The sequence below is a fragment of the Streptosporangium sp. NPDC048886 genome (genome assembly GCF_055586905.1).
The window spans coordinates 24,362-38,646 of the sequence record NZ_JBVJHH010000049.1; the positions used below are offsets into that span (position 1 = coordinate 24,362).

The following is a 14,285-nucleotide window of genomic DNA, read 5'->3' on the forward strand; positions in this document are numbered from 1 at the left end:
GCGCCGCCCCTGTTCCCGCGGAGTCCACGGGAACAGGGGCAAGGCTCTGCCGTACGGCTGGCTCAGGGTTGGGTGGCGAGCCACTCCTGGAAAGTGGGTCCGGCGAGCTTGGCGTGCGGGCCGGGCAGGAACCCACCGGCGGCGGCGATCTCGGCATCGGGCATGCCGGAGCCGTCGGCGGCGACGACCTTGATCGCTCGGCGGGCGCCGAGGAGCTGGGCCGCCTCCGCCAGGGTCTCCTTGCGGGGACCGGCGATCTCGGGGACCGGTATGCCTGGTGCGTCGTGGCTCAGGGCCAGGTCGGCCAGTGTCTCGGCCACGGTGCGGCCGGCCACGAGCTGAGAGGGCAGGGCCGGGATGTAGGCGACGTCGCCCTGCTGCCAGTCCAGGAGCTGACCGACGAACTCGTGGAACTGTGCGGCCCTCAGGATGCGGACCGGCAGTGGGCCGGACAGGAGGACCTCCTCGTGTACCTTCTTGGCGGCGAGGAATCCGGCGGTGGCGTTCTCGACGCCGATGATGGACGCCATGGCGATCCGGGCGACCCCGGCGTTCTGCCCGTACTCGTGCAGATTGCGGGCCGACGTGCGGAAGAACTTTGTCGCCGCTTCCTGATCGGAGGAGTGCCACGAGGCGACGTCGATGATGGTCTCGACGCCGGTGAGGGCGTCGGCCAGGCCGTCGCCGGTGACGATGTCCACGCCGGTGGCGCGGGACATCGGCACAACCTGGTGCCCCAGCTCACCCAGGACGTCTACGACGTGGCGGCCCAGCCGCCCGGTTGCTCCGGCCACTGCGATCTTGCTCATGCTCATGCCTTTCTGGTCGCCGTCGTTCTGGCCGGAGGATCTAGTCGCTGTAGTTCTGGCCGGGGGGCATGCCGGGGATCGGCTTGGCGATGAGGGCTGCGGGGGTGAAGAAGCCGATGTGAGCGATCGCCATGATGAGCGTCCACATCGCCTTGTCGTCGTAGTGCGCGGACGCCTTGGCGTACAGCTCATCGGGGACACGCTCCCCGGACGGGTTCGGGGTGAGGACCGCCTCCACCAGCTCCAGCGCGACCCGTTCGGCGTCGGTGAAGGAAGTGGCGTCGTGCCAGGTGGCCACGGCGGTGATGCGCTCCTCCGAGTCCCCGATCCTGCGAAGGTTGGCGGTCTCCCGGATGGTGAAGTACGTGCTGCCGAGGATCTGCCCGGCGCGCAACTGCAGCAGGCCGATGGTGGTCTGCGGCAGCGCGCCGTTCCGGATGACCTTGTGCAGCCCTTCGGCGATTCCTGCCATCTCGGGAAGGAAGGGGAGGGGGTTGGGCATACGCGACCGCAGGCCCTCCTGCTCGGTCGTCGTGCCGGTCGTCGTGGGTGTGGACATGGTGAGGTCTTTCCTTCGGCTCGTGGTTTGTTGCCGTGATGCCGTACGGATCGTTCGCGCGGCGTTCTGACGACCACGAGACGCCGGCGCCCCGAGCGCCGTAACAGCGAGGCCATGTGACAAAGACCACCTACCGTGGGTGTTACGGAGCGGTGGGGGTCGGCGTCTCGTGCGTGTGGCAGTGCGAAGAGCGAACAGGCGGGAGCCGGGCATGAGCAAGCGCAGCGAACGAAGTGCGGACCCGGCCGAGCCGCTCGATCGCGCCGGCTCCATGGAGTCCGTGGGCTCCTCGGACTCCGCCACCGAGGTGTTCGTCGCCCACCGCAACCTGCTGTTCACCGTTGCCTACGAGATGCTCGGTTCGGCCGCCGACGCCGAAGACGTCCTGCAAGAAACCTGGCTGCGCTGGGTGGACGTCGATCTGGCCACCGTGCGGGAGGAGCGTGCCTACCTAGTGCGGATCGTCACCCGGCAGGCGCTGGACCGGCTGCGTGCGCTCGGCCGGCGCAAGGAGTCCTACGTCGGTCCGTGGTTGCCCGAGCCGTTGCTGACCGCGCCGGATGTGGCCGAGGACGTCGAACTCGCCGAGAGCGTCTCGATGGCGATGCTGCTCGTGCTGGAGACGCTTCAGCCGATCGAGCGGGCAGTGTTCGTCCTGCGCGAGGTGTTCGATCTGGACTACGACGAGATCGCCGAAGCCGTCGGCAAGAGCCCGGCCGCGGTCCGCCAGACCGCCTACCGGGCGCGGGCCCACGTCGCCGCGCGCCGGCCACGCGGCATCGCCTCCCCGGCCGAGACCCGAGCCGTACTCCATGCCTTTCAGCAAGCGGTCGAAACCGGCGAGTTGCAGAGCCTGCTCGATGTTCTCGCGCCGGATGTCGTCGCCCTGAGTGACGGCGGGGGAATCAAGCATGCCCTGCTGCGGCCCGTCGTGGGGGTCGACAACGTGGCACGCCTGCTGGCCATCGGCTGGTGGAAACGCGACGCAGAAAGGTCGACCGAGCTGGTGCAGATCAACGGCGGCCCAGGGCTGCTCGTCCGTGTCGACGGGGAGCTCGACGGAGTGGTGGCGGTGCGCGTGGAGAACGGCTACGTCACCGGCGCCTACCACGTGCGCAATCCCGAGAAGCTGTCGCGCGTGGAGCAGGAGACCGTAGTGAGCCGCTGAGGCAGGAACGACCTACCGACCGCGCTCCTCGTCCCCCCTGCGCCGGGACGCTGGGGCATGGGCTGGCCTTTCACCATGACGACCGAATTTCGTCAGGCCAGGTGAAGGGCAAGCCCCGGCACCTGGCCCGCACGTTGCGCGCGCCGGGCAGGTGCTCGGCGGCAAAGGCGTCGAGCGGCAGCGCCTCCACCAGTTGCACACCCCCGCGCTCGATCAGCGCGTCCAGCACCTCGACGTGCTCGGCCGGGACCGTCACCTCCAGCGCCAGGCCGCCGTCGGCGATGGTGAGGGTGAAGGCGAAGAAGGAACAGCAGCCGTTCTCCCGCGCGGCCAGCTCGGCGGCCCGGGCGGCGTTGTCCGGGCTGAAGACGAGCTCCAGCCGCAGCCGCGTCGGCTCCGGCCGCGCGAGGGCCTGGACCGCGTCGGCCAGGCGATCACGGCTCGTCTCGATCGGGCACACCATGTCGGCCGGCCACTGGGCCAGCCGCTCCTCATCGTCCTCGGTCGCCGGGCGGGTGCCGAACCTCTTGCGGATCTGCGCCCGGTGGCGCTCGATGGTCCGGCTCCGCCAGGAGTACTTCGCCAGCAGCCCCGGCTCCACTGCTACCAGCGATGCCACGTACTCCACCGCGGCCGCCGGGATCTCCTCTGGGTAGGCGGGAAACCGCCCCTCGATCTCGTAGAACTCAGGATCAACGCGAACCCGAGCCTGCCGGCCCCCATCTTCTCCCCGACCAGGTCCCAATCGCCCTCGACCAGCGTCCACACGCTGATCAGCTCACCCTGTTCCCAGTCGGTACGCACGTGGAGCTCCTCCCCAGAGCTATGCCACCATCGGCTCGATCGCCATCGAGAAGACCGAGGGGTTACCGGAAGGTATGCACCACCTGAGATGACTACGTGCTGAAACCGATAGCTAACTCTTCGCATATCACCCGAGAGTCCTCAGATTGGCCGCGGGTGGCGGCTCGCCGTAGCTGTAGGAGGTCCGGGCCCTGTACACAGAGCCACCCGGGAGGCGGCCCGACTGGCCGCACCCAAGGCTGCGCGGTGTGTAGTCGCAAGCCGTACTCGTGCGCTGAGAAACCCTGGCAGCTTCGGATGTCGCGGGCGCTCATGCACTCTTTCGGGTGAGAAGCCACGCGGTCACGGTGATCTCATTCCATTTCGGCTTGCGGGTCCCCTCCCCCTGGTCGGGCTTCGGAGCCTGGTCACGGGCCAGATAAGAGTTGAGGGTGCGAGAGGCGATCCCCGCGCGCTCGGCGACCTCCTCGGTGTCGAAGAGCGGACCGCCGAGCACGACGCCCCGGTTGTCGAGGTCGGCCAAGATCGCACTGCGGTGCTCCAGGAAGTTGGCGGCGTAGCGGCGGGGCTCGCCACGCTGGCCGAGCAACCGCATCGTCTCGGCCAGCACCTCCTCCTCGATGCCGAGCAGCGACTGCCTGTTGCGCAGCGTCCAGGCCCCGTCCAGGCTCAGGCGGTGGGCGGCTTGAGCGACGGTCTCGTCGGTGTCCCACTCCAGGTGGCCGCCGGCCACGCCGATGGCCAGCAGCACCGCGACGGTCGGCGCGCTCTCACGGGCCGCGGCGATGAGGGTCCGATAACGGTCGCGCTCGCGCATGGAGGGATAGATTCGCTCGACGACCTTGTACAGGTTGGCCCCCCATTTCAGGCCGTCGTCGGTGGTGGGCTGGCTGTCGCGCAGGTCGTCGGTCCGCACGGTGATGTAGCCGCGTTGGCCGAGCATCTTCCCGGGGGCCGACATAGCGCCAGGAGAGGGTCTCGAGGTAGCGCTCGCCGCTGGCGCTGGGGCGGTGGGTGATCTCGTAGACCGATTCATAGCTGATGTCATGGTCGGCGTGGTGGATTTTCTGCGATTACTACCGGGACCCCCTTCGGCCGCGTCGCTATGCCGGGCGCTGGCTGGGGCAGGGCAGCCCGGGGTGATTCACCCTCCTGTGGATGCGCTGGCCGCTTTATCACACGGCTGGGAGAAGATCTAGGGGTGAACTCATCTGTGGCGGAGGCTGTCTCCGTCATTTTGCTCCTGGCGGTGCTGGCATGCGCCGTCATCCGCCCGTTCGGCTGGCCGGAGGCGGTCGTCGCGGTCCCGGCCGCAGGCGTGGTCATCGCTACCGGAGCGATCTCGCTGGACCACGCCCGCGACGAGGCCGCGAGGCTCGGACCGGTGATCGGCTTCCTCGCCGCCGTCCTGGTCCTGGCCCAGATGTGCGACGACGAGGGGCTGTTCCACGCGTGCGGAGCGTGGATGGCCCGCAGCGCGGCAGGTCGCCCACGTCGCCTGCTGGTCCAGGTGTTCGCCGCCGCATCAGTGATCACCGCGGTGCTCAGCCTGGACGCCACCATCGTGCTCCTGACCCCGGTGGTGTTCGCCACCGCCGCCCGGCTCGGCGCCCGGTCCAAACCGCACGTCTACGCCTGCACCCACCTGTCGAACACCGCGTCGTTGCTGCTGCCGGTCTCCAACCTCACGAACCTTCTGGCGTTCGCCGCCAGCGGGCTGAGCTTCACCCGGTTCGCCGTGCTGATGGCCCTGCCGTGGCTGGTGGCGATCGCGGCCGAGTACGTGGTCTTCCGCCGGTTCTTCGCTACCGACCTGGACGCCGGGGCTCAGGCCCCTGCCGTCGCCGAGCCACCCGAGCTGCCGGTGTTCGCCCTGGTCACGGTGGCGTGCACGCTGGCCGGGTTCGTCCTGACCTCCGCGGTGGGGATCGATCCGGCCTGGGCGGCCTTCGCCGGCGCCGCCGTGCTCGCCGTGCGGGCGCTGGTCCAGCGGCGCACCACGCCCGCGGCGATCGTGCGTGCCGCCGCGGTGCCGTTCCTCGCCTTCGTCCTGGCTCTGGGAGTCGTGGTCCGCGCGGTCGTCGACCACGGGCTCGCGGCCGGGCTGGGCCACCTGATCCCGGGCGGCACGGACCTCGCGGCTCTGCTGGGCATCGCCGCGCTGGCCGCCGTGCTGGCCAATGTCATCAACAACCTGCCCGCCGTGCTGGTGCTGCTGCCGCTGACCGCCCCGTCCGGGCCTGGCGCGGTCCTGGCGGTCCTGCTGGGGGTGAACATCGGCCCGAACCTCACCTACGCCGGCTCCCTGGCCACGCTGCTGTGGCGGCGCATCGTGCACGAACACGACAGCGAGGTCGAACTCGGCGAGTTCACCCGGCTCGGCGTGTTCACCGTGCCCGCCACGCTGGGGCTGTCGGTACTGGCACTGTGGACCTCGCTGACCCTGATCGGAGGCTGACCGCCATGAAAGTCATCGCCTGGATCACCGAGGGCACCTGGCCCGCCGGCATCGACGCCACGCGTGCATACGCGCCCGAGGACGCGGACATCGTGCTGCTCCATGTCACCCCGGCCGACGTCCCGGGTGCGGCGCACGGCGCGTTCGCCGGGCTGCTGGGCCGCGGCCACCCCGAGCGCGACCCCGGCACACGGGTGGAGCAGTTGGCCGCAGCCTCCGCCGATGAGCTCCTCGCCGAGGCGGCGCAGCGTCTGGGTCGCCCGTGCACCCGCGTCGAGCGCACCGGCCGCATCGAGCGGGAAGTCGTCGCCGCCGCCGAGGACGCCGACCTGCTCGTCCTCGCCCGCGACGGCGACCGCAGCCACCTCGGACCGCACAGCCTAGGGCCGGCCAGCCGTTTCATCGTCGACCACGCCCCGTGTCCCGTGCTGCTGGTGTGGCCCGAACCCGCGCCCGGTATCGCCACCATCCCGCCCCCGCCGTCGCGCCCGCCCCGGCCGCGTCACCAGTAGCGGCAGGCACCGGGCGGGCCCGTGCCGGAGATCGCGGGCAAGCTGACGATCAAGACCGGGAAGAACGCGGGCAAGTCGTCGGGGTGTGAGGAACATCGGAACCGGATCGTGCGCTTGTACGCTCCGTGACGATCTACCGCAGATAACCACCGAGTATCTGCGGTTGCCAGACGACGGTGACCCGGTGGGACGAGAGCGGAAGTCTGCCGGGAGCGGCTGACCTGACACGATTATCTGCGGTAGCGGCCCGGCTTGGGCCCTTGAGCAGCAACCGAACGGCCAGTGGTGTTAGCGAGCCGCCGGGGTTCGAGTTTCCGGCACCGGCCGTTCCGATGCGGGTGGGCGTCGGGCTGTTCGGGATCCATAACGGTTTGATCGCTGTGGTTGATCGCCGTTTCCGGGGCGGACACCAAGTCAAGAAGAATGCACGCGTGACCGGCACGCGCAGATCCCCCGAAGAGGGCGAGGACGACCTGGCCCGTCTCCTGGCCGCCATGCCCGGACTGTCCTTGCTCGCCCGCACGGTCGTCGGGCTCCGCCCGCGCCGCGGCGAGCCCGGCATCCGGGACAGCCATGTCGGCGGGCCGATGCTCTGGCCGGTGGACGAGCCCTGGCCGCACTGCGCGGACGCGGACCACGGGAGCGGACGATCGGTGCCGATGGTGTCCGTGGCCCAGTTGTACGCCGCCGACGTCCCCGAGATCCCCTTCCCCGAGGAAACCGACCTGGTGCAGATCGTGTGGTGCCCCACGACGCACGCCCTGCCGGAACCGCAGTTCCAGGGCAAGCACTGCCAGGTCTTCTGGCGGCGCTCCGGCGAGGTCGCGCACGGGCCGGGGGCGCAGCCTGACCCCTGGGAGCACTGGAACGGGCAGTGGGACGAGGTCCCCCGGCCCTGCACCGTGCATCCCGAGCTGATCGTCGAGTACCCCTGGTGGGAGGAACTGCCCGCCGGACTCCGGAAACAGCTGGAGAACGGGGAGGAGCTTGACGACCTCTACTGGGAGAAGAGCCTCACGGCCGGCTGGAAGGTCGGCGGCAGCAAGTCCTGGGCCTCCACCGACATGCCCGAGAGCATGGACTGCCCCGAGTGCAGCGCGCCTCTCGTCCTCCTGCTCCAGGTGGACTCCTACGAGGACCTGCCGCTCGTATCGGAGAACCCGCACACGTACCTGTGCAGCGTGACAGGACAGCATCTGGTGGGGGAGACGGAGGAGTACACGCTCGCCCGGGAGGCAACCGGTTTCCTCGTGGACGACGCCGCGGACGCCGGGATCTACGTCTGCTCCGCTGACCCGCGGCACCGGGCTCTGTACTTCACCCAATGAGGGCCATGCTCCATGTACGAACTGCTGATCTCCCAGGCGTGGTTCACCACCCGGATGCTCGCCTGGCACACAGACTCACAGACAAAGATCAACTGAATGTGGATACTGAGATCATCCACGCCCAGCCGCACCGCGGCCGCCTCGTGGCCGAGCTGCTCGACGGCCTTGGTGTACAGGTCGGTCACCCGACGTTCGGCGGCGTCATGCTTGGCATGCTCGGCCACCTGCTCGGCCGGCGCGGCGTTGCGCCCGGCCAGCCCGGCCTCCCCGCGTGATCGTCAACGATCACAGGAGGCAGGTCAGCCGAAGGGGTGTAAAGCATCAACCGAAGTAGGACAGGTCTCGGCGCGATGGTCCTTTAGGCGCTGATGTACTTGGCTGGCAGGTTGGTGACACGCCGTGGCATTGGGACCATGGATGGACTACTACAACACCCCACGGCGTCACAGCGCACTCGGCGGTCTTCCGTCGATCAGCCGACTGTCACCAACCTCATGATCGAGTACAGCTAGCCGCACGCGGCCGGGGTCGGCCTCCTCATCGGGGAAGACCCACTTCCGGAACGCCCAGAAACGGAAGACCATGGCGATCAGCGTGCCAATGACCTGCGCGCTCATGAAGTCGGCGATCTCCTGGGTGACCAGGCTCACGTCCGGGGTCTCCAGCAGGAACACGTACCGGGAGATCCAGAGCGGCACGGAGCTGAGCACCAGACCGACGCCACTGACCAAGAAGAACAGCGCCGCCTCGTGATGGCGCTCGCGACCGCCCCTGGTCCGGAACGACCATTCACGGTTCAGCACATAGGACACGATCGTCGCCACGAGCACCGCGATGACCTTCGCGGTCACCGGCTTCGGTTCCAGAACAGTTAGCTTCAGCCCGTAAAACACCATGTTGTCCACCAGGAACGATGTTCCACCCACCACCGCGAACTTCAGCAGCTCCCGGTGCTTCAGGGCAAGGGCGGGCAGCGGACCTGGCAATCTTGCGAGTACTGCTTTTGCCGTTTCGAAGCATCCCGATCTCCTCACCAGCCGGACACCCTGGTCTCAAGACTCACTGACACGGCCTTTCCGGCTCGGGCGGCTGGAGCCGCACCTGTCGACATCTGGTATCAATCCTCGCTCACACCACGGTCGAGTACTTCGCGGTGGAGCGCCCGTCAGGGGCCGGACCGTCCCGGTGACCGGATGAGCCACACAGCGAACTCCAGCCCGGACACGACGTTGGGACGACTCCCCGCCGAAAGCGGATGCTCAACACCGATCGGGCGGCCACCATACATTCGTTCCATTGCGCCCCACCACTGATGCCGTAGCAGACGCGCGGAGAAGGTCCGTCAGAAAACCCATCGATTTCGCACAAGATCAAAGCAGGCTCTGGAGAGGCTTCGGACTGGCGAGCCGCTCGTTTGGGCTCATGACACGTTTCTTACCGGCACCCCGAGTAGTGCCGTACCAGGTCCGGCGGCGAAGTGGCGGTCATAGGGGCAGCGTCGCGGGTCGGTGCCTGCCGGGGACGGGGCCCGCCGAATTCCGTGAGCTTCCCATATGGAAACTTCAGCAGGCGATGACCTCCGCGACCACGGGGTGTCGGCGGCCCGCTCCCTTGGGATCCGGCCATCCATGGTCTGAAGCTGCACGAGGCGCGGTTACAGCTCCGCGAGCCAGGGGTGTCCTGGGTGCGCGTGGGTGAGGAGTTCGGCCAGGGTCCGGCGTTGAGTCGGGGTCATGCGCGGGATGGTGCCGCGGAAGTCCGCCTGGTCCTTGGGGCGGGCGTGCTTGGCTTTGAACAGCAGGACCAGTTCGGGTGCCAGGTACGGGATGCCGTCTGGGCTGTGGTGGATGATGTCGCTGTAGGGGAGCTGGATCGTCTCGTCGTGTCGGCAGATCCAGGTGCTCCCGTCATGCGGTTCGCGGAAGACGTCGAGCAGGTAGTTGCCGGTGGTCGGCTCGCGAAGCCAGGTCTGGTGTGTGGCGGCCAGGACGTCCGGTGCGGCGTTCTCCCAGATGAGGCCACTGCTGACCGCGTCGAAGGCGTATCGGGGGAAGCGGTCGCGGACCTCGGGGAAGCCGGCGGCGGGGATTGCGATCTCGATGTCCCCATGCTCGCGCGTCTGCGTGCCGCGGAACAGATCCAGCGCCCAGCCCGCAGCCACGCACCAGGCCGTGGAGATCCCGGCCAGGCGCTGCGCGACCTCGCTCGGAGTCCAACAGGATGACCACCTGGCATCGAGGGCTTCGACCTCGGCGGGTGACAGCTCCATGCCACCATCAAGCGGTTGCTCACTCACCGGAAGGAGCCTACAAGCGGGATCGAACGGGCCCCACCGGCGCGCGACGCATCTCAGCGGATAACCGGCCCGACAGCAGCGCGTGCAACCGCTCGTTCTCCGCCCGCCGCACCTCCCCGACCAGCCGCACCAGCACCGTCATACCGGGCGGCAGGATGCGCTCCCTGAGCATGTGCACCCGCGCCCGGTCGAACAGCGCCCGCGGTCCTTCGCTGGAGGCCCACACCCGGGCCGCCACGTACCGGCGCACCTCCGCCTCACACGCGCCGAAATCGCGATGGCCCAGCAACTCGCGGATCTCCCGGGCGTGCTCGTAGACCGTCTGCTGCCGCCGGCCATAGTCGGCGAAGTGCGCCGGATCCAGCGCGAGCTGCTCAGCGATGAACGCGCCCGGCGGAACGGCCAGCGGGTCATCGGTCAGGAACACCCCGAGCATCCGTACCGTGCCCCACTGCACGGCCCACCCGAGCTTGGTCGCCGGACGTCGTTTCGACGCCAGAGCATCCAGCGCGCTGCGGCCCAGCCGAAAGAACTGCCCGAGCTCGACGACCGCCCTCGGAAGATCCACGGCTACCGCGGTCAGCGGAGGTCTACGCTGAGATCTTGAACAGCGGTGATGCGTTGCTGGTGGAGCGTCCAGCCGCGGGCGTGCGGTTCCAGGTCGCGGCGGCCGCACTGTCCCAGTGCTTCATCACCGCGGCGAAGTCGTCGGGTGTCAGGTCGGCGACGGGGCTGGCGCCACCGGCGATGTCGGTCAGGCGCGCGAGGGTCTCGTCGTAGCTGGCGCGGGTGGTGGCGGTCTGGATCTGGTCCAAGTAGCGCTCGACCACGGCCGCGAGGGTGCAGGCGCCGGATGAGCCGGACCGGCCGGGGAACGCGGCGACGGACCCCCGATGACCTCCCTCCCGGGGGGATGTGAGACATAACGTTGCCGAGTCACTCCCGCCGCGGCGGACGGCGTGCTGGGCGGACGCGAGCCGACGCAGGGCAGTGTGACAGGTGATCCAAGTTCTGTGTCACACATGTGCGGGGCCGTGGGCAGAGACTAGGTGGTCGTTCGCGACCGGGCCTCGGCGGCCCAGTGGGGTGCGTTCCACCGGTCGGCGATGGTGGCGGCCTGGGCGAAGTGGGCGGCGGCCTCGTGGCCGCGGCCCAGCAGGAGGGCGAGTTCGCCGAGCGTGTGGGCGACCGGACGCAGGGCCAGCGACAGGCTCACCGCGCCGGCCGGGGGATCGTCGCGGTGGGGGAGCAGGTCCGCGTAGATCTCCTCGGCGGCGTCGCGGTCGTTCAGCGCGACGATCGCTGTCGCGCGCAGGCTCGTCAGGAAGGTGAAGAAGAAGTCGGGCCGGATCGGGCTCGGTGACGTGCGGGTCCGGCGTGCCTCGTCGCTGCGGCCGGCGGCGTGGAGGGCGAGCGTGAGCAGGTCGGCGACCATCGGGCCGAGCGCCTCGTGGAGAGTGAGCACGTCGTCCAGGTGGTCGCCGAGCGTGCCGTCGTTCAGCCAGATCACCGCCAGCGCGAGTCGGAGGAAGCCCGAGGCGTGCACCGATCCGGCGCGTTCCAGGCGTCCGGTGGCCTCGGTGTAGAGGCGGTGGGCTTCGGCGTAGCGGCCCTCGATGAGCACCAGGGTCGCCAGCGCGATCTCGGCGACACCGATCGCCTCCGGCATCCGGTAGGCGCGGGCGAGGTCGAGCATCTCCCCGGTCACGCGGCGCATGGTCGCCGGGTCGTTGGCCGCAGCGGCGTTCACGGCCTGGTTGAGCAGACCGGTCACGCGGTAGACGGGCAGGTCGTGCTCGACGCCGATCTCCACCAGCTCGCGGGAGTACTCCTCCCGCCCAGGGTCGTGGGCGAGGACCAGGAGCGCCGCGGCCCGGAGGCGGGGATCGGTGGCGAGGTCGAGTGCTTCCCGCGCCGCCGCCATGACCGTCGGATCGTCCTCTCCCACCAGCTCGTTGGCGTACGAGGTGAGGAGGCGGGACCGCACGTCGGGGGCGAGGCCGGTCCGCTTGAGCAGGCGGCTGAGGCGGCCGACGATGGGACGGTCGACCGTGCCGTACGTGCGGGCCAGCCAGGGGGTGGGCTCGGTCCAGGCGGTGAACGCGGCGATCATCAGGTCGTCGCGGCCGATCGACTCGGCATACTCCACGGCCTGCTCGCGCGTTTCCCTGGCCGCGGCGACGTCCCCGGCCCTGATCTGCGTGCGCAGCAGCCTGCCGAGCAGGTCGACGCGCTCGTCCGGTTCGCTGGAGTTGGTGACGGCGTCGGTGAGGAGCGCGGCCGCCACGTCGTGGGCGTAGCGCGCCTCGGCCAGCTCGGCGGCCCGTACGCAATAGCCGACGGCCTTCGGTGATCCCGCTCGCGCATAGTGATGGGCGAGCGCCGCGACGTCGCCGGTGCCCTCCAGGGCGGCGGCGATCCGGGCGTGCATCCTGGTGGCTCGCAACCGGCTGACGTCGGCGACCAGTGTGTCCCTGACCAGCGCGTGGACGAACCGGACGCGCCCGGGCCCGGGCTCGTCGAGCAAGCCGGCGATGACGCCCGCGTCCAGCGCGTCCAGCACGCCGTCCTCGTCGGAGTCGGCGGCCTGCACGAGCACGTCCACCGAGCTTTCCCTGCCGGCCACCGCCGCCAGCCGCAGGACGGACACGCCGCTCTCGGGAAGCCTTGCCAGCCGGCGCCGCAGCACGTCCCGTACGCCCTCGGGGACCTCGGAGAGCGCGACCAGCGCGCCCTCTCCGTTCAGCAGCCGCGCGCTCTCCCGCACATAGAACGGGTTGCCGCCGGTCCGCTCGGCGATCCCGGCCACGGTCGCGTCGTCGGCCTCGCACTCGGCGCGTACGAGCTCCGCGACGGCGTCGCCTTCCAGCCCGGGCAGGTCCAGCCGGAGCGGCGCGGTGCGGGCCAGGGACCCGAGCGTGTCGGTGAGGCGCTCGCTCTCGTCCGCGCGGTACGCCGCGACGACCAGGATCGGGGCCCGCACGCCGACGACGCCGCCGAGCAGTTCCAGCGTGGCGGCGTCCGCCCAGTGGAGGTCGTCCAGGACGACGGCGACCGGCCGGTCGGCGGCGGCCGCCGCGAGCCAGTTCCACACGGCCTGCCGCAGCCGGAACCGCCCTGCCGTCGCGTCACCGCCCACTGGCGCGGAGTCGGAGAGCAGCGGCGCCAGGTCGTCCGCGAACTCCCCCGGAGGAACGCTCACGGCCACCTTCGGCAGCGCCTCGACCCACGCCCACGCGGGCGGCGCGCTGTCAACCTCGGGACAGCACCCGGCGGCCACGAGCCACCCGTCCCGTCCGAGTCGCGCGCCGAGGTGCTCCAGCAGCGCCGACTTGCCGAGTCCCGCCTCCCCGGTGACGAGCGCGACGCGCGCCCCATCGGCGGCGGCCTCCCCGGCTGCCGCCACCAGCGCCGCCAGCTCGCCCTCCCGCCCCACGAATGCTGTCGCGCCGGGCCCGTTGTCCGGAGGCGGCGGCGCGGTTGCCCGGGGCCGGGGCGTAGTCGCGCGGGAGGGAGGGGCAGCCGCGCGCAGGACGTCCGCGCGCTGGGTGAGGATCGCCTCTTCCAGGGCCACCAGGTCCGGGCCGGGGTCGAGGCCCAGCTCGTCGGCGAAGACGGCGCGGACGCGACGGAGCGCGGCCAGGGCGTCGGCCTGGCGGCCGCTGCTCCACAGCGCGAGGGCGTGCATGCGCCAGCCCTCCTCGCGCAGGGGAGCGTCGCGGGTGAGGCCCTCCGCCTCGGGTACCACCGCCGCGGGGTCGCCGAGCCGCAGTCCCGCCGCGATGCGCAGTTCGCGGGCGACCAGGCGCAGCTCGTTCAGCCGGGCGGTCTCGGCGGCGGCCCACGGCTCATCGGCGACCTCGGCGAACGCGGGGCCCCGCCACAGCGCCAGCGCCTCGTCCAGCCGGGCGCGGGCGGCACGGGGATCGGCGAGCCTACGGGCCTCGTCGAGCAGCTCCTCGAAGCGCCATGCGTCCACCGCCCCCGGCGGCAACCGCAGTGCGTAGCCGGGCGACGCGCTCACCAGCAGGCGCGCCGGGGTCCGCGGCGGACGGCCGGGTTCCAGCAGGCGGCGCAGGTTCGAAACGTACGCCTGCAACGACACCAGGGCGCGCGACGGCGGTTCGCCGCGCCACAGGTCCTCGACCATCCGGTCGACCGGCACGACCTGCCCGCGCGCCGCCACCAGCAGGGCCAGCACGCCGCGCTGCCGCGGTCCGCCGAGGGGAACGGGCTCGCCGCCGGCCTCGGCCGCGAACGAGCCCAATACCCGGATCAAGACCATGACGTGGCACATCGTACGCGCGGTCGCCTCACCCATTCCAAATCGACTCCAAGTGCCTTCCAAAAC

Annotated in this window: 13 protein-coding genes and 1 pseudogene; 5 read left to right on the forward strand and 9 right to left on the reverse strand. The window is 70.3% G+C overall.

Translation table 11 applies throughout. The features are described 5' to 3' along the window. Positions 1 to 62: 62 nt before the first annotated feature. Together ACZ6R6_RS41210 and ACZ6R6_RS41215 are read right to left on the reverse strand one after the other, a co-directional pair. Positions 63 to 809, reverse strand: a complete 747-nt coding sequence (locus tag ACZ6R6_RS41210; protein WP_470102370.1) for an SDR family oxidoreductase — start codon at positions 807 to 809, stop codon at positions 63 to 65. A 40-nt stretch (positions 810 to 849) separates the two neighbouring features. Further along, positions 850 to 1,368 carry a carboxymuconolactone decarboxylase family protein gene (locus ACZ6R6_RS41215; protein WP_470102371.1) on the reverse strand — a complete coding sequence of 173 codons (519 nt, stop codon included), beginning with the start codon at positions 1,366 to 1,368 and terminating at the stop codon, positions 850 to 852. Positions 1,369 to 1,639: 271 nt separating this feature from the next. Here ACZ6R6_RS41215 and ACZ6R6_RS41220 point away from each other — a divergent pair, with 271 nt between their 5' ends. Then, entirely contained in the window at positions 1,640 to 2,536 is an 897-nt protein-coding gene (locus ACZ6R6_RS41220; RefSeq protein WP_470102408.1) for an RNA polymerase sigma-70 factor, read from the forward strand. A 70-nt stretch (positions 2,537 to 2,606) separates the two neighbouring features. On the opposite strand, the gene ACZ6R6_RS41225 is transcribed toward ACZ6R6_RS41220, so the two are convergent. Both ACZ6R6_RS41225 and ACZ6R6_RS41230 read right to left on the reverse strand, forming a co-directional pair. Next, positions 2,607 to 3,302, reverse strand: a complete 696-nt coding sequence (locus ACZ6R6_RS41225) for a DUF4158 domain-containing protein (protein ID WP_470102372.1) — start codon at positions 3,300 to 3,302, stop codon at positions 2,607 to 2,609. A 348-nt stretch (positions 3,303 to 3,650) separates the two neighbouring features. Beyond that, positions 3,651 to 4,301, reverse strand: a complete 651-nt coding sequence (locus ACZ6R6_RS41230; protein ID WP_470102373.1) for a hypothetical protein — start codon at positions 4,299 to 4,301, stop codon at positions 3,651 to 3,653. Positions 4,302 to 4,541: 240 nt separating this feature from the next. Here ACZ6R6_RS41230 and ACZ6R6_RS41235 point away from each other — a divergent pair, with 240 nt between their 5' ends. From ACZ6R6_RS41235 to ACZ6R6_RS41250, 4 genes are all read left to right on the forward strand, one after another. Beyond that, the gene (locus ACZ6R6_RS41235) at positions 4,542 to 5,798 is read left to right on the forward strand and encodes an SLC13 family permease (protein ID WP_470102374.1); all 1,257 of its coding nucleotides are present in this window, start codon (positions 4,542 to 4,544) and stop codon (positions 5,796 to 5,798) included. Between the two features lie 5 nt (positions 5,799 to 5,803). Continuing rightward, positions 5,804 to 6,310: a universal stress protein gene (locus tag ACZ6R6_RS41240; protein ID WP_470102375.1), complete on the forward strand. Its 507-nt coding sequence runs from the start codon at positions 5,804 to 5,806 to the stop codon at positions 6,308 to 6,310. A 431-nt stretch (positions 6,311 to 6,741) separates the two neighbouring features. Beyond that, positions 6,742 to 7,638: a YwqG family protein gene (locus tag ACZ6R6_RS41245; protein WP_470102376.1), complete on the forward strand. Its 897-nt coding sequence runs from the start codon at positions 6,742 to 6,744 to the stop codon at positions 7,636 to 7,638. A gap of 98 nt (positions 7,639 to 7,736) precedes the next feature. Next, positions 7,737 to 7,913 (forward strand): hypothetical protein, encoded by a 177-nt coding sequence (locus tag ACZ6R6_RS41250; protein WP_470102377.1) that lies wholly within the window; start codon positions 7,737 to 7,739, stop codon positions 7,911 to 7,913. 282 nt (positions 7,914 to 8,195) lie between these two features. Here ACZ6R6_RS41250 and ACZ6R6_RS41255 read toward each other — a convergent pair. From ACZ6R6_RS41255 to ACZ6R6_RS41275, 5 genes and pseudogenes are all read right to left on the reverse strand, one after another. Then, a pseudogene (locus ACZ6R6_RS41255) lies at positions 8,196 to 8,672 on the reverse strand (GtrA family protein); the annotation flags it as partial. 620 nt (positions 8,673 to 9,292) lie between these two features. Next, positions 9,293 to 9,934 carry a nucleotidyltransferase domain-containing protein gene (locus ACZ6R6_RS41260; protein ID WP_470102378.1) on the reverse strand — a complete coding sequence of 214 codons (642 nt, stop codon included), beginning with the start codon at positions 9,932 to 9,934 and terminating at the stop codon, positions 9,293 to 9,295. Between the two features lie 10 nt (positions 9,935 to 9,944). Further along, on the reverse strand, positions 9,945 to 10,502 hold the full coding sequence (locus tag ACZ6R6_RS41265) for a DUF4158 domain-containing protein (RefSeq protein ID WP_470102379.1): 558 nt from the start codon (positions 10,500 to 10,502) through the stop codon (positions 9,945 to 9,947). A 22-nt stretch (positions 10,503 to 10,524) separates the two neighbouring features. Then, complete coding sequence (locus tag ACZ6R6_RS41270) at positions 10,525 to 10,764, reverse strand: hypothetical protein (protein WP_470102380.1); 240 nt, start codon at positions 10,762 to 10,764, stop codon at positions 10,525 to 10,527. 215 nt (positions 10,765 to 10,979) lie between these two features. Continuing rightward, entirely contained in the window at positions 10,980 to 14,219 is a 3,240-nt protein-coding gene (locus ACZ6R6_RS41275; RefSeq protein ID WP_470102381.1) for a BTAD domain-containing putative transcriptional regulator, read from the reverse strand. Positions 14,220 to 14,285: the final 66 nt, after the last annotated feature.

Coding starts and splice junctions, on each gene's coding strand:
- ACZ6R6_RS41240 (WP_470102375.1), top strand. CDS start 5,804: ATGAAAGTCATCGCCTGGATCACCGAGGGCACCTGGCCCGCCGGCATC.
- ACZ6R6_RS41230 (WP_470102373.1), bottom strand. CDS start 4,301: ATGTCGGCCCCCGGGAAGATGCTCGGCCAACGCGGCTACATCACCGTG.
- ACZ6R6_RS41210 (WP_470102370.1), bottom strand. CDS start 809: ATGAGCAAGATCGCAGTGGCCGGAGCAACCGGGCGGCTGGGCCGCCAC.
- ACZ6R6_RS41275 (WP_470102381.1), bottom strand. CDS start 14,219: ATGGTCTTGATCCGGGTATTGGGCTCGTTCGCGGCCGAGGCCGGCGGC.
- ACZ6R6_RS41220 (WP_470102408.1), top strand. CDS start 1,640: ATGGAGTCCGTGGGCTCCTCGGACTCCGCCACCGAGGTGTTCGTCGCC.
- ACZ6R6_RS41215 (WP_470102371.1), bottom strand. CDS start 1,368: ATGTCCACACCCACGACGACCGGCACGACGACCGAGCAGGAGGGCCTG.